The sequence below is a fragment of the Yoonia vestfoldensis DSM 16212 genome, assembly GCF_000382265.1.
Classification (GTDB): domain Bacteria; phylum Pseudomonadota; class Alphaproteobacteria; order Rhodobacterales; family Rhodobacteraceae; genus Yoonia; species Yoonia vestfoldensis.
Map to the genome: position 1 here is coordinate 38,963 of NZ_KB907981.1, position 19,594 is coordinate 58,556.

Genomic DNA, 19,594 nt, shown 5'->3' on the forward strand with positions numbered 1-19,594 from the left:
CAAACCAGTCTCGCAAAAATTGCTGCCATTCGTCCAAGATTTGTCTTAATCTTCGGTTCACGTTTGAGGCGTGTCCTGTGACGTGATGCAAGTATCTTGCGTTGTCATGACCAGACACAGGGGAGAAGGGCGATGCTGGATTTGCAATCCACCGGTGGTGATGCCGTGCGGCTTGATGTCGCCATAGCGGCGATCAAAGGCAGCAGGGACTATCAGGAAGACACTGTCTTGTCGGGGTTCGCGCTGGGGCAATCGTCAGGCTTCGCGGTTGTGGCCGACGGTGTCGGCGGACACAGCGCGGGTGATGTGGCAAGCGCCATCGTCGCGACAGAGATGTTCTGCCAGATCAAACTGCACGAAAGCGCCCTGAACGTGGGCCTTGCACGGGCGGGCACGGTGCTGCGCGACGCCGCCGAGGCAGCGAACCGCAGGCTTGCCGCGCATGTGGCCGCGCATGAAGACACATTCGGCATGGCCTCCACCGTGCTGGTGCCGATGATCCGCAATCACAAGCTGACATGGCTGTCCATTGGCGATTCGCCCCTGTTCCTGTTCCGCGCCGGTGCGCTGCGGCAGTTGAACAAGGACCATTCGATGGCCCCGCAGATCGACATGATGGTCAAGGTCGGGTCTATGTCAGCAGAGGTCGGGCGCAATCATCCAGACCGCAACATGCTGACATCGGTTCTTGACGGCACAACAATCGCGGCCATCGATTGCCCGCAAGCGCCGCTGTCCCTGCTGCCCGGCGACACGATCATCGCGGCAACGGATGGTTTGCAATCGCTGCCCAACAGGACCATCGCAAATACGCTGATGCCGCTTCAGGACGCCAGCAGCGTAGAGGTCGGGGTGGCCTTGCTTGATGCGCTGACGACCATCGCGGACCCCGAACAGGACAATACCGCATTCGTTGTGATCAAGCTGCAACTGGTTGATGCAGAACCTGCGGCATTGGACGCCGACGCCCTGCCCATTCTGGCGATGGCGGATGACGGCCAAGACAGCATCGCTGACACCGAAGACCAAGCCGCCGCGCCGGACCAACGCAAAGCCTATTGGTATCGCGGCCAGAAATATTTTCGCGACTGAGGACGCGCGCTAAAGCTCGATTTCGCCGCCGTCGGTGTCGAGGTCAGGCACGAACAGCGGCGCATCGGGCTTGCGCCGCAGGATGATGTCGCCGTTAGGCAGGAATTCGGGCAATTCGTAATGCCGCACGTCATCGACGCGGTTCAGGAACGTGGCCAGGCCGGGGCCCATTTCGCGCAGGAAATCGCCAACGACCGGCCCCATCTCTTCCAATGTGTCGCGCAGGCTGTCGATCGTGGGCGACATTTCCTCCATCAGGCCACGCATGATCATGCGCGCCCCTTCCTCGACAAGGTTGAACCCGCCGGATGGCGCCTCCTCACCGCTTTGGGCAGACGCAGGGCCCGCCATCAGGGCGGTCAGGGCAAAGGCGGTCAGAGTGGCTTTCATACCGTTACCATATGCCTTTCCACCCCGATTTTCAATGTGGCCGGGTCAGATCCCCAGATCGAGCACGACCGGAAAATGATCCGACGCCAATAGCAGCGCATCGCGCAGAACCGGATCGTGGTAACAGGTCGGGTGGTCGAACGGGTGCCAGATCTGCCATTGCGGGGCCTTCACCCGCAACCCCGGCGACACCATGACATAATCCAGGAGCGCCTGCAGATACGGCTGATCCTTGCGCTTGAAACGCGCGGTCGTAGGCAGCGCGCCCACCTTGCGGCCCAAAGCCATGCGCCCGTGCGGATCATAAAGGCCCAAAGGCCCATCCTCGCCCAGCACGATCTCGACCCCGGACCGGCCGAACAGCTTTTCATATTCGTCCAGACCCGGCCCGTCGTTGAAATCGCCGAGCACGATCAGGTCGTCCCCCGCCGCCAGATGCGCATCCACGCGTTTGCGCAGCCAGACGCATTGCGCCAGCTGTTTGCGCCGGTTCTCGATCGCGATGCGCACGGCGGCGGCGCCGTCCTCGGCCCCATGCGGCGCTTTGGATTTGGCATGCACGCCGATCATCCGCAAAGGGCCCGCCGCCGTGATCACCGCCACCTCCAGCGGCGGTTTGGACCAGCGGATCGTTTCCGGTTGCGCATCGACATCCAGATCGACGCGGTATTTGCCGTCAAATGCGGGCGCATCGGGGCTGGATTTCGGGTCATGTCCGGCCTGCATCACAGCGGGGTCGAACATCAGCGCGATCTGCTGTTGGGTCTCGTTGGGAAATCCGGTCCGCACCGCCCGCGCCCGCAGGTCGAAATCCCGCGCGAATTGCGTCAGGGCGCGCACCGTGCTGCGCCTGCGATTGGTGTCGGGGGCTTCGATCACCATGACCGCATCGGCATCAAGGCTGCGAAACACATGGCCCAGCGCCGCCGTCTGCTGGCGCTTGGTCACATTCCAGCGCGACGACCAGCTGTCGTCATCAATCAACCGCCCCGCATCGTCGAACAGCGTATTGAACCATTCAACGTTATAGGTGACGATGCGCATCAGCGTTTCGCCCTGATCTCTTCCCAAGCGCGGTTGATCGCGACCATGCGCCGTTCGGCGAGCTTGACCGCCTCAGGCGGGACACCGCGCGCGATCATCCGGTCGGGGTGCGTGTCGCGGACAAGCTGCGCCCATGCAGCGCGCACCTGATCCATCGGCGCTTCGGCATCCACGCCCAGCACCGCATAGGGATCACGTTCTGCATCGGGAACGAATTGCGCGCGGATGCGCTGGAATCGGCGTTCGTCGAACCCGAAGATCGCGGCCACCTCTTGCAGGAACGCATCTTCGGTCTGGTGATAGCTGCCATCGGCCAGCGCGATATGGAACAACCCTTCGAGCAGGTCGCAAAGCGGGCCTTCGTGATCGCCGAACATCGCCTTGATGCGGCGCGCATAGATGTCGTAACCCGCAACATCCTGCCGCGCGAGATCGAAGACGCGGGCGGCGTTTTCCTCTTCTTCGGGCGCAATGACGAACACGTCGCGAAAGGCGCGGACCTCGTTGCGCGACACATGGCCGTCCGCCTTGGCCATCTTGGCCCCCAGCGCGATCACGGCGATGGTAAAGGCGACACTGCGGTCAGGCGGCGTGCGCAAGCGGTCAAAGACCGCAAGCAGGCCTTCGCCTTTCGCAAGTGCGGCCAGCGCCTCGCCGATGCGGGTCCAGATCGACATGGGGGTCCTTTGATCAAAACATTGCCCGATCTTGAACCCGACCTGTGCGGATGTTGCAACCTTTCGCTGCACCTGCACGGATGAAAAAGCCTAGCCGAGGCTGCGCCGTCCCTGTGGCGTGTCGAAAACGGCGGCAAATCCCGCAGGCCCCGTGTGGAACAGGACCCTGTCATCGGCCAGCGGCAGCATGGCGCGCAGATCATCCGCCTGCGGATGGCTGACATTCAGTTCCACCAGACGACACCCGCTGTCGGCCAGACGGCGCGCAGGGTGATGCGTGCCCGTCGCCCATTGGATCAGCGTCGGATAGGCCCCGTCATAAGGCTTGCTGCCATCACTCGGCACCGTAATCCGCCACGCCAGATCGCCGCGTGACAGATCGCGTGGCAATCCCACCGCAGCGGGCGCATCGCGCAACACGGCGTCCAGATCGTCCGTCTGGCAAATCCAGTTGCCCAGACGTGGCGCGCCGCTGAAATGATCCAGCCCGAACCATGTCGGCCCGTCATAGGGCGCGGCACCCGGATCCTTGGTGATGACCTCCAGATACAGATCATCCCCCAAGCCCAGCAGCGTGTTATGCGTGCCATAGCGGACATGCTTGCCGCCGGGCTGCATGGTGACGCCAAGTGCGGCCTCGACAAAGGCGGTCCCCGTGGCCAGATCCTCCGCCACAACGGCAAGATGGTCGAGTGTCAGCATGGTCTTTCCTTCATCGTTCGAGCCCAAATATCCCCGCCGGAGGCATCCGGTCCCGCAGGGGCCGGATCGGCATGGGTGCAAGCACCCATCCTACGCGGATAATCAATCGGCAATCCGGCAACGGACAAGCCCAAACGCCTTGGCCAAGTTTTCTTTTTTCAGGATTTGATACAGGCGGTCACTGACGAAATACGTCTTGCGCGGCAGCTTTGGGTCCACCCAGATATCAGGTCCCTCTGCTGCGTTCCGTTTCAAAACAACATCATCTGCCTTGATTGTGGACTTTATCGTGTAAGTGTAGGGCCGCGAAAATGGACGAAGCATGGTTGTCTGTTCATCATCCAGCGCCTCTTTGCAGACACCGATATTCAGGATGAAAACGGACTGATCGAAGGTGATATTCTTATCCCGCTGGTAAAGCGTGACCGGATAAAGGTTGGATGGCCCAAGATCAGCCTGGCGCAAGGCATCAGCCAGACGTTCGGATACCACAGGGCATATCCAACGGACGTAATCGCCAAGAACTTTTGGTACCCTATAAGGTTTTCCCTGTGTTTCCAGAACTCTGGGAAACCGCGAGCCCGGCAGGCTTTGCCCCGTTTCATTGTCAAGAATGAGTGCGTTGTCTCTCGCCACAAGTTCTTTCAGCTCTAGCCCGTCGTCAGGAAAACCAAACCCGTATTCATCGCCCGGACGTTTACCATCAATACTCACCCATGCATGCTTACTCATGCCGCATCTCCCTTACTCATCTTACGCCCCTCATCTTCTCCAACGTCGCCGCATCTACCAGCCGAGTCACGATGGGGTGCGGATCAGCCACGCGCGGCCCTGATCAGGTGCAGGATGTCTTCCGCTGCCTTGGGGATATTGGTGCCGGGGCCAAAGATCGCCTTGACGCCGCTGTCATAGAGAAACTGGTAATCCTGCTGCGGGATCACGCCGCCGCAGATGACGATGATGTCGTCGGCCCCCGCATCTTTCAGCGCCTGCACCAGTTTGGGGGCCAACGTCTTGTGTCCTGCGGCCTGCGACGAAATCCCGATCACATGCACGTCGTTGTCGATGGCGTCCTGTGCGGCCTCGGCGGGGGTCTGGAACAGGGGGCCGACATCCACGTCGAACCCGATATCGGCAAAGGCGGTGGCGATGACCTTGGCGCCGCGGTCATGCCCGTCCTGCCCCATCTTAACGACGAGCATGCGGGGGCGGCGCCCGTCTTCCTTGGCGAAGGCCTCCACACTGGCCTGAATGGCCGCGAAACCGGCATCGCCTTCGTAGGCGGCACCGTAAACCCCCGCGAGCGTCTTGACCTCGGCGCGGTGGCGGCCGAACACTTTTTCCATCGCCATGCTGATTTCCCCCACGGTGGCGCGTGCGCGCGCGGCGGTCACGGCCGCCTCCAACAGATTGCCGCCCTCGCCTGCGCGGCGGGTCAGTTCAGCCAGCGCCGCATTGCAGGCTGTGGCATCACGGGCGGCCTTGGTGCGTTCGATCCGCGCGATCTGCGACAGGCGCACGGCCTCGTTGTCGATATCAAGGATGTCGATCGGGTCCTCGTTGTCCTTGCGGTATTTGTTGACGCCGACGACGACCTCGGTGCCACGGTCGATGGCGGCCTGCCGTTTGGCGGCTGTTTCCTCGATCCGCAGTTTGGGCATGCCGGAGGCGACGGCCTTGGTCATGCCGCCCATTTCCTCGACCTCCTGGATCAATTCCCACGCCTTCTCGGCCAGCTCATGCGTCAGGCTTTCGACGTAATAGGACCCCGCCAATGGATCGACGACTTTCGTCACGCCGGTTTCTTCCTGCAAGATCAACTGGGTATTGCGCGCGATCCGCGCCGAAAACTCGGTCGGCAAGGCAATCGCCTCGTCGAGCGCATTGGTGTGCAAGGATTGCGTCCCGCCCAGCACCGCCGACATCGCCTCGTAGGCGGTGCGGATCACGTTGTTATAGGGATCCTGTTCCTGCAAGGACACGCCCGAGGTTTGGCAATGGGTGCGCAGCATGGACGATTTGGGGTCCTTGGGGTCGAATTCCGCCATGATCCGCGACCACAGCAGGCGTGCCGCGCGCAATTTGGCGGCCTCCATAAAGAAATTCATCCCGATGGCGAAGAAAAACGACAGCCGCCCTGCGAACTGGTCCACATCCATGCCGCGTGCGATGGCCGCACGCACATATTCGCGCCCATCGGCCAAAGTATAGGCCAGTTCCTGCACAAGGTTCGCGCCGGCCTCTTGCATGTGATAGCCGCTGATGCTGATCGAATTGAACTTCGGCATCTCGGCTGTGGTGTATTCGATGATATCCGCGATGATCCGCATCGAGGGTTCGGGCGGATAGACGTAAGTGTTCCGCACCATGAATTCCTTGAGGATGTCGTTCTGGATGGTGCCGGACAGCACATTGCGCGGATGGCCCTGTTCCTCGCCCGCGACGATGAAATTGGCCAAAATCGGGATTACCGCACCGTTCATCGTCATGGATACAGACACTTTGTCCAGCGGGATGCCGTCGAACAGGATCTTCATATCCTCGACAGAATCAGTGGCGACACCGGCCTTGCCCACGTCCCCTTCCACCCGTGGATGGTCGCTGTCATAGCCGCGATGCGTGGCCAGATCGAACGCGACAGAGACACCCTGCTGCCCTGCGGCCAGCGCCTTGCGGTAGAAATTGTTGGATTCCTCCGCCGTCGAAAACCCCGCATATTGCCGGATCGTCCAGGGGCGTCCCGCATACATCGTGGCCTTGACGCCGCGCGTATAGGGCGCCGCGCCGGGGATGCCGCCCAGATGCGGCAGGTCGGCGGTATCCTCGGCAGTATAAAGCGGCAGGACGGGGATGCCTTCCAGCGTGTGCCATGTCAGCGCATCCAGTGGCTTGCCGCGCAACTCGCTGGTGGCCAGCTTTTCCCATGTTTTCTTGTCGGTCATCGCAGGCTCCTGTTGGCTGTGTGACATCCCGTCGCAAAAAAGGTGTTGTCCTTGTGGCATTGGGACTTAGCTTTGCGGCATGGTCGGACTATATCGGTAAGTATGAAAAGATTATTAGCCATCGCGCTTGGCGCGCTTGTTGCCACCACCAGCCTGTCGGCTGATGAGGCGGCTGTCGAACAATCCGTAATCGAACGGTGGGAAACAGACCGGACGCAGGTTTTCGATGCGTCCGAGGTCACTTTGGCAGAACTGCAATGGCTGGCCCGCGCGGTCGTCGTTTTCGCGGACACGCCCAACGATCCAAGGTTCCGCCAGCAGATGGACATGTTGCTGGCCGATATCGACCGGCTTGTCGAACGCGACGTGATCCTGATCACCGACACAGATCCGGCGGCGCGCACATCGGTCAGGCTTGAACTGCGTCCGCGCGGATATGCGCTGACTGTCGTGGACAAGGACGGGCGCGTCCTGCAACGCAAGCCCGAACCATGGAGCGTGCGGGAACTGACGGGGTCCATCGACCGCACCCCGCTGCGCGCGCAGGAAATCGAGGACCGGCGCGGCGAAAGTATCCGCTGACCGGTCATTCGAATTCCATGATCACGTCATCGACGGCAAGGCTGTCACCGGCACTGGCGTTGTTCTTGGAAACCACGCCCTTGCGTTCGGCGCGCAGGATGTTTTCCATCTTCATCGCTTCGACGGTGCACAAAGCCTGACCTTCCTGCACGGTATCGCCCACGGCGACATCGACCTTGACGATCAGGCCGGGCATCGGACACAACAGCACCTTGGACGTATCGGGCGGCAATTTTTCCGGCATCAGCGCCGCCAGTTCCGCCTGACGCGGGCTGCGCACATGCACCTTCAGGTCCGCACCGCGATACCGCACGCGGAACCCCCCGGATATCTTGCCGATCTTCAACACCAAGGGCGCGCCATCAACGTCAAGCCGCGCAAGCGGTTGTCCCGGTGTCCAGTCGCTTGTCACGCGCAGCGTGTTGCCTGCGATCGTCACATCGGCACCTTTCTTGTCGGCGGCGATATGCACGCGGTGATGTGTGCCCTGGATCGAGACGACCCAATCCTCGCCCACGTGCCGTTCATGGTTGCCCATCCGCCCGCTGATCCGCGCACGCCGGATTTCCGACACGCGGTGCATCGCGGCAGCAGAGGCGGCAATTTGCAGACAGGTGGCATCAGGCAAGGTCGTGCCGTGGAACCCGTCGGGGAATTCCTCGGCGATGAAGGCGGTGGTCATATTGCCGCTGGTAAACTTCTCGTGGTCATAGACCGCCGCCAGAAACGGCAGGTTATGCCCGATGCCTTCGACCTCGAACGCGTCCAGCGCCAGTCGCATTTCTGCAATGGCCGACGCGCGGTCCGGCCCCCAGGTGCAGAGCTTGGCGATCATCGGGTCGTAATACATGCTGATCTCGCCGCCCTCGAACACGCCGGTGTCGTTGCGCACTGCGCGTGTCGGCGTCGCCTCTTCGACAGGCGGGCGATAGCGCGTCAGCCGCCCGATGGACGGCAGGAACCCGCGGTACGGGTCCTCGGCATAAAGGCGGCTTTCCATCGCCCAGCCGTTGATCTTGAGATCACTTTGCGCAAAGGGTAAGTGTTCGCCCGCAGCCACACGGATCATCTGTTCGACCAGATCAATGCCGGTGATCAGTTCGGTCACAGGATGTTCAACCTGCAAGCGTGTGTTCATTTCCAGGAAATAGAAATTCCGGTCGCCATCGACGATGAATTCCACCGTGCCCGCGCTGGTATAGCCCACCGCCTGCGCCAGCGCGACAGATTGTTCGCCCATCGCCTTGCGGGTGGCCTCGTCCAGAAACGGGCTGGGGGCTTCTTCGATGACCTTCTGGTTGCGGCGCTGGATCGAACATTCTCGTTCATGCAGATAGACCGCATTGCCATGCTGGTCGGCCAATACCTGAATTTCGATATGGCGCGGTTGTGTGACGAATTTCTCGATGAAAATCCGGTCGTCGCCGAAACTGCTGGCGGCTTCGTTCTTGGACGACTGGAACCCTTCGCGGGCTTCCTGATCATTCCAGGCGATGCGCATGCCCTTGCCACCGCCACCGGCACTGGCCTTGATCATCACAGGATAACCGACCTGATTGGCGATCTTCACCGCGTCATCGGCGTCTTCGATCAGCCCCATGTAGCCCGGCACGGTCGAGACATTCGCCTCCTGCGCCAGTTTCTTGGAGGTGATCTTGTCGCCCATCGCCTCGATCGCACGCTTGGGCGGGCCGATAAAGGCGACGCCCGCAGCCTCCAGCGCCTCGGCGAATTTGGCGTTTTCGGACAGAAAGCCGTAACCGGGATGTACGGCCTCGGCCCCTGTCGCCTTGATCGCGGCCATGACCTTGTCGATCACGATATAGGATTGGTTGGCGGGGGCAGGCCCGATATGCACCGCCTCATCCGCCATCTTGACGTGGAGCGCGTGACGGTCGGCGTCGGAATAAATCGCGACCGTCTTGATGCCCATCTTGCGGGCTGTCTTGATGACGCGACAGGCGATCTCGCCACGGTTGGCGATCAGAATTTTCTTGAACATCAAAGGTCCCCCCGGAAACGGAAAACCGCCGCCGGGGTCATCCCCCGACGGCGGCCAACAACAATATGATCGCGCCGAAGCGCTGCGGTGTTAGCGGCGCACCGGACGGCAGACGCCGACGTCGTCACAGAACACGCCTGCGGCTGCGCCTGCCAAAACGGTGCCCGTGCGATCGGTGCCGAGGATTTCAGCCGCGACCAGACCTGCGCCAGCGCCAGCGACGGCACGTTCGGTGTCGCTTTCCAGGCAAGCGGAAAGTGCGAAGGCTGCGAAGGCCGCGAGGATGATTGATTTTTTCTGCATGGTGTTCTGCCTTTATTCGGTTTCTCGAAGATAGCGTCAAAATCGACGTTATTGCCCGTCAACTCAATAGCGGTTTTGCCGTGATATCCAATATCAGCCGGAATTCCGCCGATTGCACGGTCAAAAAGGGAAACCGGCCCGCCTGTGCGACAGGCAGACCGGTGAGGGGAAGGGTAAACATGGTCAGACGATACGGAGGCACGCATGCCAATCCGCGCCGCCATGTCTGTGATCATGACGCAGGCCCGCGATAGCGCAAAGCGCGCAATCCGCGCAGCCCCGAAATCGGCGGTTTCCTGCCCCACCGCATGCGCGACCGATATGGTCATTCGTTCAATCCGGGGATGTCGGGGAAACTCTGGCGCGCGACCTTGACGTCGATCCGCAGCATCGCCTCGTAACTGGCGGGATCGAACGGGTCTTCGGCGGGGATGACCTCGCGCCCGAAAAGCCAGCTCAAACGGCCCGCGTCCAGATTGCCGCGCACAAAGGGTTCCTCGCCGAACGCCTCCCACAGGGCCTGCATGAATCCGGCGTCCGCGCGTTTGTCGGCGGGTCGGCGGTCGGGATAGCGGATACGCTCGGACAGGGGCGTCGCCCCGTCCTTGTTCGCACGGCGGATCACAAACTGGAAATCCGTCCCCGGCAGGCGGCCCGGAAAGCCGCGGTGTTTGTCCATATATGGCAGCGCCATCAGTCTGACCTTTGGTTCAAAGCGGAATGTTGTCGTGTTTCTTCCACGGCATCTGCGTTTTCTTGCTCCGCAGCGATGCAAAGGCGCGGCAGATCCGCTTGCGCGTGGAATGGGGCATGATCACCTCGTCGATGAACCCTTTTTCAGCGGCGACGAAAGGATTCGCGAACCGCGCCTCGTATTCGGCGGTGCGCGCGGCGATTTCCTCGGCGGATTTGCCGCGATGGATGATCTCGGTCGCGCCCTTTGCGCCCATCACGGCGATCTCGGATGTGGGCCAGGCATAGTTGAAATCGGCCTGAAGGTGTTTAGACGCCATCACGACATAGGCCCCGCCATAGGCTTTGCGGGTGATGACCGTGACCTTGGGCACGGTCGCCTCGCCATAGGCGTAAAGCAGTTTCGCGCCGTGCTTGATGACGCCGCCGTATTCCTGTGACGTGCCCGGCAGGAAGCCCGGCACATCGACCAGCGTCAGCACTGGAATTTCGAACGCATCGCAGAACCGCACGAACCGTGCGGCCTTGCGGCTGCTGTCGATATCCAGACACCCCGCCAGCACCATCGGCTGATTGGCGACAACGCCCACGGTGGACCCTTCCAGACGGATGAAGCCCGTGAGGATATTTTTCGCAAACTCGGCCTGAATCTCGTAAAAATCGCCTTCATCCGCGATTTTCAGGATCAGTTCCTTCATGTCGTAAGGCGTGTTCGGATTGGCGGGCACCAGCGTATCAAGGCTTTCCTCGATACGGTTCACATCGTCAAAGAACGGGCGCACAGGCGGCTGTTCGCGGTTGTTGAGCGGCAGAAAGTCGAACAGGCGACGGGTTTCGGCCAAAGCCTCCACATCATTTTCGAACGCACCATCGGCGACCGATGATTTGCGGGTATGGGTGGTGGCCCCGCCCAATTCCTCGGCCGTGACGATTTCATTGGTCACCGTCTTGGCCACATCGGGGCCGGTCACGAACATATAGCTGGACTCCTTCACCATGAAGATGAAGTCGGTCATCGCAGGGCTGTAAACCGCGCCACCGGCACACGGCCCCATGATCAGGCTGATCTGCGGGACGACACCCGATGCGGTGATATTGCGCTGGAACACGTCGCCATAAGCGGCAAGGCTGGCCACACCTTCCTGAATCCGCGCGCCACCGGAATCGTTGATCCCGATCACGGGCGCGCCGTTCTGCATCGCCAAATCCATGATCTTGCAGATTTTCTTGCCGTGGGTTTCCGACACCGACCCGCCCATGACGGTGAAATCCTGGCTGAACACATAGACCATGCGGCCATTGATCGTGCCCCAGCCCGTCACCACGCCGTCACCCGCAGGCCGGTCCTGTTCCATCCCGAAATCGGTGCAGCGATGCGCGACGAACATGTCGAATTCCTCGAAAGACCCTTCGTCCAGCAGCAGGTCGATCCTTTCGCGCGCGGTCAGCTTGCCTTTGCTGTGCTGCGCCGCGATCCGCTTTTCGCCACCGCCAAGACGTGCGTCAGCGCGCCGGTCTTCGAGTTCCTGCAGAATGTCCATGCCAGCCCCTCCCCTTCAGGTTTCAACCTGCATAGCATGTTCAGGGCACGAATGAAGCGGGATTGAGAAAATTTGCAAATAACGCATTTCGCAAAGTCATGTTTCTGCAAATCAGCAAATAGCACGCGACGTCGGTTCATGAATGCACAGACCGGTGGGCGGTCTTGCGCATGGACTTCCCCCGCAGCCAGTCCTAACTAATCGCAATGACAACCATGCCCGATATCCGGTTTCTGGACCGGACGACCCCGCCCCATATATTGACGCTGATCCTGATCACAGGCATCTCGGCGTTGAACATGTCGATCTTCCTGCCTTCGCTGGCGGCGATGACGGCCTATTTCGAGACCGAATACGCCGTCATGCAGGTGTCGCTGTCGGGCTATCTGGCGGCCACGGCCATCCTGCAAATCTTTGTCGGCCCTCTGTCCGACAGGTTCGGGCGGCGGCCGATCCTGATCGGGTCGCTGTCGATCTTCATCCTTGCCACCATCGGCGCGCTGTTCTCGACCACGGTCGAGATGTTCCTGTTCTTCCGCATCCTGCAAGCGGCCGTCGCCACCTGCATGGTGCTGGGCCGCGCCATCGTGCGCGATATCGTACCGGATGCAGAAGCCGCGTCGATGATCGGCTATGTCACGATGGGCATGGCGCTGGTGCCGATGGTCGGCCCGATGATCGGCGGCACATTGGAACAGGCCTTCGACTGGCACGCGACTTTCGTGTTTCTGGTGCTGGCCGGGATGGGCACGCTGGCGCTGGTGCATTACGATCTGGGCGAGACCCTGGCCCAAGGCGGCATCGGGTTTCGCGCGCAGGTGAAATCCTATCCCGAATTGCTGAAATCGCCCCGCTTCTGGGGTTATGTGATGTGCGCAGCCTTCGGGTCGGGGGCGTTCTTTGCGCTGCTGGGTGGTGCGTCCTTCGTCGGCACGACGATCTTCGGTCTCTCGCCGGTGTGGAACGGCGTCGCCCTTGGCGCACCCGCGATCGGCTACGCAATGGGCAATTTTCTGTCGGGGCGGTTTTCGGTCAGGCTGGGAATCAACAAGATGGCGCTGATCGGGACAGGTGTCACGATTGTCGGCCTTGGCATCTCTGTGCTGCTGACGCTTGCAGGGATCATCCATCCCCTGGTGTTCTTCGGGTTCTGCACCTTTCTGGGGCTGGGCAACGGGCTGACCTTGCCCAACGTCATGGCAGGCTCGATCTCTGTGCGCCCGCATCTGGCGGGCACGGCCAGCGGGCTGGGCGGTGCGATCATGATCGGCGGTGGGGCTGCCCTGTCGCAATTCGCAGGCAGCATCCTGACCGTGGAATCAGGCACCCTGCCCTTGCAGCTGATCATGCTCGGAACGTCCATTCTGGCCTTCCTGTCGGTCGTCTTTGTCGTGTGGCGGGAAAAGCGCATCGCTTGACGCAGGCTTTGCAGCGGCTAATCATGGGCCGCAAATTTGCAAAGGTGCGTCATGGCGATCCAGAAACTCTATGCCGGGGCCAAGCTGCGCGAATTGCGCGGACGGCTGGCGATGACGCAAAAGGCCTTTGCCGATAAACTCGGCGTCTCGCTGCCCTATCTCAACCAGATGGAAAACAACAACCGCCCCGTGTCGACGGCGGTGGTGTTGGGGCTGGCGCAGGAATTCGGCTTTGACGTCACCGAGCTGCAATCGGGCGACGAGGCGCGCCTTGTCGGTGACCTGCGCGAGGCGCTGGCCGATCCGGTATTCACCGGCAGCGCCCCCGCCTTGGCCGATCTGCGGCTGGTGGCGGCCAATGCCCCCACCCTCGCCCGCGCCTTTCTGGACCTGCACCGCGGATACCGGCAAACCCATGAACGGCTTGCGTCCCTCGACGAGGCATTAGGCCGCGAAGACGCGCGCCTGCGCCCCAGCCCGTGGGAAGAAGTGCGCGATTTCTTCCATTATTGCGACAATTACATCGATGCCGTGGACCGCAGCGCCGAGCGCATGGCGGGCCAGTGCCAGCCGGACGAGAGCATCGCGCAGGCCGCGATCCGGCTGCTCGCCAATGCGGGCATCGGCGTGCGCTATGCGCCCAGCGACACGCTCCGCGCCTTCGACCCCGCGACACGGCAGCTGACGCTGTCGGCTTCGGCCCATCCGGCGACGCAGACCTTTCAGCTTCTCTTGCAACTGGCGCTGGTCACACATGCCCCCTTGCTCGACGCCACGCTCGACCTTGCGCGGTTCCAGTCGGACGAGGCGCGCAGTATCGCCAAGGTCGGTCTGGCGAATTACTTCGCGGGGGCGGCGCTGATGCCCTATCACGCGTTCTTACAGGCCGCCCAAGACACGCGGCACGATCTGGAACTGCTCGCAGCGCGGTTCGGCGCGTCGCTGGAACAGGTGGCGCACCGGCTGTCCACCCTGCAACGCCCCGGTGCCAAGGGCATCCCGTTCTTCTTTGTCCGCGTCGATCAGGCGGGCACGATCACCAAACGCCATTCCGCGACGACCCTGCAATTCGCCCGCTTCGGGGGGGCCTGCCCGCTCTGGAACGTACATCAGGCGTTTGAACTGCCGGGGCAATTCCTGCGGCAGCTGGCCGAAACACCTGACGGTGCGCGCTATTTCTGTCTGGCCCGCGATGTCAGCAAATCGGGCGGGTCCTATCACGCGCCCACCCGCCGCTATGCGATCGGGCTGGGCTGCGAGGTGCGCCATGCAGGCGCCATCGTCTATGCCGATCACATGGATATCGCAGCACCTGACGCCTATGCGCCGATCGGGATTTCCTGCCGGATCTGCGAAAGGCGCAATTGCCACCAACGCTCGGTCCCGCCTTTGGAACGGCATCTGCGCGTCGATCCGAACACCCGCGGACTGCTGCCCTATCAGCTCGACTGAACACGACTTCTTATTTCCAAAAATACTCCGGTGCGAGGGGCAGCGCCCCTTTTTGCGGCAAAGCCGCAAACGCTCCGCGGGGGATATTTGGGCTCGGAAGATGCGAAAGATGGGGATTGCAAAATATGTGCCGCCCCCCGAAGATCGACCCAAACGGGAGGACCACCATGGAATTATCGGGCAGCCGCGTGATCGCGGCGGATATCGATGCCGTCTGGGCACATCTGAACAACCCGGACACCCTGCGCGCCTGCATTCCGGGCTGCGAGGATCTGACCGGATCGCCCGAAGACGGCTTCGCAGCGACCGTCAAGCAAAAGGTCGGTCCTGTTTCGGCCACCTTCAAAGGCGAGGTGACGTTGGAAAACGTCATCCCCGGCCAGAGCTATACCATCGTGGGCGAAGGCAAGGGCGGTGTCGCAGGTTTCGCCAAAGGCAGCGCCGATGTGGTGCTTGCCACCGTCGAAGGCGGCACGGAACTGACCTATAACGCGACGGCCAAGGTGGGCGGCAAGCTCGCGCAACTGGGCAACCGGATCATCGGCGGTTTCGCCAAGAAAATGGCCGACCAGTTTTTCGAACGGTTTCAGCAAACCGTCGAAGGCACGGACGCCTGATCAGGCGGCGCGCAGGGCTGCGGCGATCGCGTCTTTCAGCCCCAGACGGGTCTTGCGCATCGCGGTCATATGCGCGTCGTCGGTCGGTTCCAGATCGGTTTCGGCGCGGTGGATGGCACGGTTGATGTCGTGATAATCGTCGCAAAGCTTTGCAAAATGCACGTCGGATGTCTTGAGATCATGCAAGGCTTCGGTCTGGTCGGGAAATTCCTCGTGCAGTTCATGCGGGGTATGGGTCATGGGGCGTCCTTTCACTGTGACTGCCCCGACCATAGGCGCGCGGGCTGGCCCGCGCCTTGATCCCGATCAATTCCGCGCGGCGCGCCAGCCTGCGGCGCGGGCTTCGGCCTCGAAACAGAACCAGCGTTCACCGCTGCCTTCGTTGATCACGGTGCGGTCGTAGTCGCGGTTGCCGGGGCGGTGGTAAATCCGCCCGCTGTTGGAGATATTGCCCTTGATGTTGCAGGCGGCATCGGGGGCGGCGGGGCCCGCATTGCTGGTGGCGCGGAAGGATTCAGGGTTTTCCATCGTCGCGGACCAGAGCCCCCGCGCGGCAACGGCGGCGGCCTTTTCATCCAGATCATAAAGCATGGAATAGCGGCGATATGCGGTGGCCCAGCCTTCCGCGACGATCACCTGCCCCAGATCGACGCCACCGACATCGCAGGTCGCAACCTGCCGGCCATAGCGGTCCACGTCGCGGGTGGTGCAACGGGCGCGCTGCCCGTCGAAGCGCGCACGCACCTGATCGGCGGCCCAGCGCCCGCAGTCGATGGTCTGCCGACCGATTGTGCAGGGTTGCCCCAGTTCCGGCGCATCCACCCCGAACAGGCGCACCCGGTCGCCGCCGACATCGAACGTATCGGCGTCGATCACGCGGATCGCGCCGCTGGGGTTGGCATGGGCGGCACCCGCGAAAGCGAGGCCAAGCACGAGGACGATTTTCAACATATCCCCGACCTAGCGGCGGACGGGGGGACGGATCAATAGACTTTCTTAACCAAGGTTAAGATTTCGTTAAGATCACCTCTGGCTGGTCTGCCAATCGGGGTGAATCCACGGCTGGTCATTGGCAGGCGGCAGCGGATTGCGCCGCAGGATATGGTCCGCCGCCTTTTCGCCGACCATGATCGAGGGCGCGTTCAGGTTGCCGTTGGTGATGCGCGGAAAGATCGAACTGTCCGCGACGCGCAACCCGTCCACGCCGATCACGCGGGTTTGGGGGTCGACAACGGCCATCGGGTCATCGACCGCCCCCATCTTGCAGGTGCCGCAGGGATGATAGGCGCTTTCGGCATGGTCGCGGATGAAGGCGTCGAGGTCTTCGTCGGACTGCGCCGCCTCACCGGGCTGGATCTCGTGCCCGCGGTAATCATCAAAAGCCGGCTGTGCGAAAATCTCGCGCGTCAGCCGGATGCATTGGCGAAAATCGACCCAATCCTGCGGGTCGGACATATAGTTGAACGCGATGCGCGGATTGTCGTCGGGATTGGCCGACCGCAGCGTAACCTGCCCGCGTGACGCCGACCGCATCGGGCCGACATGGGCCTGAAAACCGTGGCCTTCCGGCGCGATCTTGCCATCGTAGCTGACGGCGATGGGCAGGAAATGGAACTGGATGTCGGGGTAGTCGACGCCCGCGCGCGAGCGGATGAAGCCCGCGCTTTCGAACTGGTTTGACGACCCCAGACCGGTTTTCCAAAGCAGCCATTCCGCCCCGATCCGCGCCTTGCCGCGCAGGTTCCAATAGGCGAAGAGCGTGACAGGCTTGGTTGCGGCCTGCTGGATGTAAAGCTCCAGATGGTCCTGCAGGTTCTGGCCCACGCCGGGGCGGTCGGCCACGACGGGAATACCATGTTCGGCCAGATGCGCGGCGGGGCCTATGCCGGACAGCATCAGCAGTTTGGGTGAATTCAGAGGCGAGGCGGCGATGATGACCTCGACATTGGCGCGGATGACCTCGATCTTCTTGCCGCGCGATACCTCGACGCCGACGACGCGGCCGTTCTCGATCACGATGCGGCGGGCAAAGGCGCGGGTCAGCGTGCAATTGGGCCGTGTCAGCGCGGGCCGCAGATAGGCGCTGGCGGCGGACCAGCGATGGCCTTTGTAGATCGTAGCGTCGAACGGGCCAAAGCCTTCCTGCTGTTCGCCGTTGTAATCGGCGGTCAGCGGATAACCTGCCTGCGCTCCTGCCTCGACAAAGGCGCGGGTCAGCGGGTTCTTGCGCGGACCACGGGTGATGTGCAGCGGGCCGTCCTTGCCGCGCCAGTCGGGATCGCCGCCATGGCCGCCGTCGTGCCAGTGTTCCATCCGTTTGAAATAGGGCAGCACATCGGCATAGCCCCAGCCCTGCGCGCCTGTCTCGGCCCAATAGTCGAAATCGCGGGCATGGCCGCGCACATAGATCATCCCGTTGATCGAGGACGACCCGCCGATCACCTTGCCGCGCGGCGTCACCAGTTGCCGCCCGCCCAGATGCGGTTCGGGTTCGGACTTCAGCCCCCAGTCGTACATTTTCATGTTCATCGGATAGGACAAAGCCGCGGGCATCTGGATGAACGGCCCACGATCCGACCCGCCATGTTCGATGACCAGAACGTTTTTGCCCGCCTCGGCCAGACGGTAGGCGATGGCACATCCGGCAGACCCGGCGCCGACGATGACGTAATCAGCCTGCATCAGAACGGTGCCTCAAGCTTGTCCATGCGCACATAGACGCTTTTGATCTGGCTGTAGTGGTTGATCGCCGCCTTGGAGTTTTCGCGTCCCACGCCGGACAGTTTCATGCCGCCGAAAGGGGCCTCGACCGGCGCGTCGTTGTAGGTGTTGATGTAACAGGTGCCTGCCTCGAACCCCGCCGCCATGCGATGCGCGCGGGCGAGGTCCGCGGTGAACACGCCAGCGGCGAGGCCATAGGGCGTGTCATTGGCGCGGGCCAGTGCTTCTTCCTCGGTGTCGAAATCGAGCACGGACATGACGGGGCCAAAGATTTCCTCTCGCGCGATGGTCATGTCGTCGGTGACATCGGCAAAGACCGTGGGGGTGAGGAAAAAGCCCGCCTTGTCCGGGATCGTGCCGCCGGTGACCAGCCGCGCGCCTTCGGCCTGCCCCTTGGCGATGAAGCCTGTGACGATGTCGCGCTGGCGGGCGCTGACCATCGGGCCGTAGTTTGTGGCGGGGTCCTGCGGGTCGCCCATGACGACGCCTTGCAGACGGTCGGTCAGGCGGGCCAGAAACGCCGCCTTGATGCCCTTTTGCACGAAGACCCGCGTGCCGTTGGAACAAACCTGCCCCGACGAATAGAAATTCCCGAGGATCGCGCCCGAGACGGCGGCATCCAGATCGGCATCATCAAAAATGACGAGCGGGGATTTGCCCCCCAGTTCCATCGTGACATGGCGCATCCCTTCGGCGGCGGCAGCATAGACCTTGCGCCCTGTTGCGACCGAGCCTGTCAGCGATACCTTGTCAACGCGGGCATCCGTGATCAGCGACGCGCCAACGGCGCCATAGCCTTGGATCACGTTATAGACGCCTGCGGGCGCGCCTGCCTCGTGCAATATCTCCGCGACTTTCAGCGCGCAAAGCGGGGTGACCTCGGACGGTTTGAACACCAGCGCATTTCCGCAGGCCAGCGCAGGCGCGCCTTTCCAGCAGGCGATCTGGGTGGGGTAGTTCCACGCGCCGATGCCCACGCAGACGCCCAAAGGTTCGCGGCGGGTATAGACGAAATTGTCACCCAAGGGGATATGTTCGCCGGTGATGCTGCCCGCCAAACCGCCGAAATATTCAAACGCATCGGCACCGGATGTGGCATCGGCGACGGATGTTTCCTGATAGGGTTTGCCGGTGTCATAGGTTTCCAGCACCGACAGTTCGTGGTTGCGATCCCGCATGATATCGGCGGCGCGGCGGAGCACGCGGCCACGCTGCGTGCCGGTCCAGCTGGCCCATTCCTTTTGCGCGCGCTTGGCGGCAGTCAGCGCTTGATCGACAATGGCGGGGGTTGCGGCGTGGAGCGTCGCGATCACCTTGCCCGTGTAGGGGTAGACCACCTCGATCACGTCACCGGCGGTGTCTTCGACGTAGGCGCCATCGATGAAATGGCTGGCTTTGGGTTGGGTTATCATGACTTT

The 19,594-nt window shown here is 62.0% G+C and carries 19 protein-coding genes; 5 read left to right on the plus strand and 14 right to left on the minus strand.

The genetic code is table 11. The annotated features are described in order from the left end of the window. Positions 1-132 precede the first annotated feature (132 nt). Positions 133-1,092, plus strand: a complete 960-nt coding sequence (locus H147_RS19610; protein ID WP_019955317.1) for a PP2C family protein-serine/threonine phosphatase — start codon at positions 133-135, stop codon at positions 1,090-1,092. 9 nt (positions 1,093-1,101) lie between these two features. Here the strand turns inward: H147_RS19610 and H147_RS0110465 are convergent, their stop codons facing one another. The 6 genes from H147_RS0110465 to scpA all read right to left on the minus strand — a co-directional run bounded on the left by H147_RS0110465 (position 1,102) and on the right by scpA (position 6,847). Next, on the minus strand, positions 1,102-1,482 hold the full coding sequence (locus tag H147_RS0110465) for a hypothetical protein (protein ID WP_019955318.1): 381 nt from the start codon (positions 1,480-1,482) through the stop codon (positions 1,102-1,104). A gap of 45 nt (positions 1,483-1,527) precedes the next feature. Continuing rightward, on the minus strand, positions 1,528-2,526 hold the full coding sequence (locus tag H147_RS0110470) for an endonuclease/exonuclease/phosphatase family protein (RefSeq protein WP_019955319.1): 999 nt from the start codon (positions 2,524-2,526) through the stop codon (positions 1,528-1,530). Further along, positions 2,526-3,203: a molecular chaperone DjiA gene (locus H147_RS0110475; protein WP_026352428.1), complete on the minus strand. Its 678-nt coding sequence runs from the start codon at positions 3,201-3,203 to the stop codon at positions 2,526-2,528. The genes H147_RS0110470 and H147_RS0110475 overlap by 1 nt, the downstream gene beginning before the upstream one ends. Positions 3,204-3,293: 90 nt before the next feature. Beyond that, positions 3,294-3,905, minus strand: a complete 612-nt coding sequence (locus H147_RS0110480; protein WP_019955321.1) for a VOC family protein — start codon at positions 3,903-3,905, stop codon at positions 3,294-3,296. A 102-nt stretch (positions 3,906-4,007) separates the two neighbouring features. Further along, entirely contained in the window at positions 4,008-4,637 is a 630-nt protein-coding gene (locus H147_RS21010) for an imm11 family protein (protein ID WP_162561659.1), read from the minus strand. 83 nt (positions 4,638-4,720) lie between these two features. Continuing rightward, a complete protein-coding gene (gene scpA, locus H147_RS0110490) occupies positions 4,721-6,847 on the minus strand; it encodes a methylmalonyl-CoA mutase (protein WP_019955323.1) in 2,127 nt (708 codons plus the stop codon). A gap of 102 nt (positions 6,848-6,949) precedes the next feature. Here scpA and H147_RS0110495 point away from each other — a divergent pair, with 102 nt between their 5' ends. Continuing rightward, positions 6,950-7,429, plus strand: a complete 480-nt coding sequence (locus tag H147_RS0110495) for a DUF4174 domain-containing protein (RefSeq protein ID WP_019955324.1) — start codon at positions 6,950-6,952, stop codon at positions 7,427-7,429. Between the two features lie 4 nt (positions 7,430-7,433). Here H147_RS0110495 and H147_RS0110500 read toward each other — a convergent pair whose 3' ends face one another. The 4 genes from H147_RS0110500 to H147_RS0110520 form a co-directional block, all read right to left on the minus strand. Continuing rightward, entirely contained in the window at positions 7,434-9,431 is a 1,998-nt protein-coding gene (locus H147_RS0110500; RefSeq protein ID WP_019955325.1) for an acetyl-CoA carboxylase biotin carboxylase subunit, read from the minus strand. A gap of 90 nt (positions 9,432-9,521) precedes the next feature. Continuing rightward, positions 9,522-9,734 carry a hypothetical protein gene (locus H147_RS0110505; protein ID WP_019955326.1) on the minus strand — a complete coding sequence of 71 codons (213 nt, stop codon included), beginning with the start codon at positions 9,732-9,734 and terminating at the stop codon, positions 9,522-9,524. A 325-nt stretch (positions 9,735-10,059) separates the two neighbouring features. Continuing rightward, complete coding sequence (locus H147_RS0110515) at positions 10,060-10,413, minus strand: hypothetical protein (RefSeq protein ID WP_026352429.1); 354 nt, start codon at positions 10,411-10,413, stop codon at positions 10,060-10,062. Between the two features lie 31 nt (positions 10,414-10,444). Beyond that, the gene (locus H147_RS0110520) at positions 10,445-11,968 is read right to left on the minus strand and encodes an acyl-CoA carboxylase subunit beta (RefSeq protein WP_019955329.1); all 1,524 of its coding nucleotides are present in this window, start codon (positions 11,966-11,968) and stop codon (positions 10,445-10,447) included. Between the two features lie 206 nt (positions 11,969-12,174). Between H147_RS0110520 and H147_RS0110525 the strand changes: the two genes are divergently transcribed. The 3 genes from H147_RS0110525 (at position 12,175) to H147_RS0110535 (ending at position 15,455) form a co-directional block, all read left to right on the plus strand. Beyond that, complete coding sequence (locus tag H147_RS0110525) at positions 12,175-13,386, plus strand: multidrug effflux MFS transporter (RefSeq protein ID WP_019955330.1); 1,212 nt, start codon at positions 12,175-12,177, stop codon at positions 13,384-13,386. Positions 13,387-13,437: 51 nt separating this feature from the next. Then, the gene (locus H147_RS0110530) at positions 13,438-14,838 is read left to right on the plus strand and encodes a helix-turn-helix domain-containing protein (RefSeq protein ID WP_019955331.1); all 1,401 of its coding nucleotides are present in this window, start codon (positions 13,438-13,440) and stop codon (positions 14,836-14,838) included. Positions 14,839-15,005: 167 nt separating this feature from the next. After that, entirely contained in the window at positions 15,006-15,455 is a 450-nt protein-coding gene (locus tag H147_RS0110535) for an SRPBCC family protein (protein ID WP_019955332.1), read from the plus strand. Here the strand turns inward: H147_RS0110535 and H147_RS0110540 are convergent, their stop codons facing one another. The 4 genes from H147_RS0110540 to betB form a co-directional block, all read right to left on the minus strand. Next, complete coding sequence (locus H147_RS0110540; protein ID WP_019955333.1) at positions 15,456-15,695, minus strand: HP1242/YdcH family protein; 240 nt, start codon at positions 15,693-15,695, stop codon at positions 15,456-15,458. 66 nt (positions 15,696-15,761) lie between these two features. After that, a complete protein-coding gene (locus tag H147_RS0110545; RefSeq protein ID WP_019955334.1) occupies positions 15,762-16,406 on the minus strand; it encodes a thermonuclease family protein in 645 nt (214 codons plus the stop codon). 72 nt (positions 16,407-16,478) lie between these two features. Beyond that, the gene (betA, locus tag H147_RS0110550; RefSeq protein ID WP_019955335.1) at positions 16,479-18,137 is read right to left on the minus strand and encodes a choline dehydrogenase; all 1,659 of its coding nucleotides are present in this window, start codon (positions 18,135-18,137) and stop codon (positions 16,479-16,481) included. Continuing rightward, positions 18,137-19,588: a betaine-aldehyde dehydrogenase gene (gene betB / locus H147_RS0110555; protein ID WP_019955336.1), complete on the minus strand. Its 1,452-nt coding sequence runs from the start codon at positions 19,586-19,588 to the stop codon at positions 18,137-18,139. Before betB ends, betA begins: the two co-directional genes overlap by 1 nt. Between the last annotated feature and the right edge of the window lie 6 nt (positions 19,589-19,594).

Bases quoted from the DNA above. Each gene is read 5' to 3' on its own strand.
- H147_RS19610 (WP_019955317.1), top strand. From the start codon at position 133: ATGCTGGATTTGCAATCCACCGGTGGTGATGCCGTGCGGCTTGATGTC.
- H147_RS0110465 (WP_019955318.1), bottom strand. From the start codon at position 1,482: ATGAAAGCCACTCTGACCGCCTTTGCCCTGACCGCCCTGATGGCGGGC.
- H147_RS0110470 (WP_019955319.1), bottom strand. From the start codon at position 2,526: ATGCGCATCGTCACCTATAACGTTGAATGGTTCAATACGCTGTTCGAC.
- H147_RS0110475 (WP_026352428.1), bottom strand. From the start codon at position 3,203: ATGTCGATCTGGACCCGCATCGGCGAGGCGCTGGCCGCACTTGCGAAA.
- H147_RS0110480 (WP_019955321.1), bottom strand. From the start codon at position 3,905: ATGCTGACACTCGACCATCTTGCCGTTGTGGCGGAGGATCTGGCCACG.
- H147_RS21010 (WP_162561659.1), bottom strand. From the start codon at position 4,637: ATGAGTAAGCATGCATGGGTGAGTATTGATGGTAAACGTCCGGGCGAT.
- scpA (WP_019955323.1), bottom strand. From the start codon at position 6,847: ATGACCGACAAGAAAACATGGGAAAAGCTGGCCACCAGCGAGTTGCGC.
- H147_RS0110495 (WP_019955324.1), top strand. From the start codon at position 6,950: ATGAAAAGATTATTAGCCATCGCGCTTGGCGCGCTTGTTGCCACCACC.
- H147_RS0110500 (WP_019955325.1), bottom strand. From the start codon at position 9,431: ATGTTCAAGAAAATTCTGATCGCCAACCGTGGCGAGATCGCCTGTCGC.
- H147_RS0110505 (WP_019955326.1), bottom strand. From the start codon at position 9,734: ATGCAGAAAAAATCAATCATCCTCGCGGCCTTCGCAGCCTTCGCACTT.
- H147_RS0110515 (WP_026352429.1), bottom strand. From the start codon at position 10,413: ATGGACAAACACCGCGGCTTTCCGGGCCGCCTGCCGGGGACGGATTTC.
- H147_RS0110520 (WP_019955329.1), bottom strand. From the start codon at position 11,968: ATGGACATTCTGCAGGAACTCGAAGACCGGCGCGCTGACGCACGTCTT.
- H147_RS0110525 (WP_019955330.1), top strand. From the start codon at position 12,175: ATGACAACCATGCCCGATATCCGGTTTCTGGACCGGACGACCCCGCCC.
- H147_RS0110530 (WP_019955331.1), top strand. From the start codon at position 13,438: ATGGCGATCCAGAAACTCTATGCCGGGGCCAAGCTGCGCGAATTGCGC.
- H147_RS0110535 (WP_019955332.1), top strand. From the start codon at position 15,006: ATGGAATTATCGGGCAGCCGCGTGATCGCGGCGGATATCGATGCCGTC.
- H147_RS0110540 (WP_019955333.1), bottom strand. From the start codon at position 15,695: ATGACCCATACCCCGCATGAACTGCACGAGGAATTTCCCGACCAGACC.
- H147_RS0110545 (WP_019955334.1), bottom strand. From the start codon at position 16,406: ATGTTGAAAATCGTCCTCGTGCTTGGCCTCGCTTTCGCGGGTGCCGCC.
- betA (WP_019955335.1), bottom strand. From the start codon at position 18,137: ATGCAGGCTGATTACGTCATCGTCGGCGCCGGGTCTGCCGGATGTGCC.
- betB (WP_019955336.1), bottom strand. From the start codon at position 19,588: ATGATAACCCAACCCAAAGCCAGCCATTTCATCGATGGCGCCTACGTC.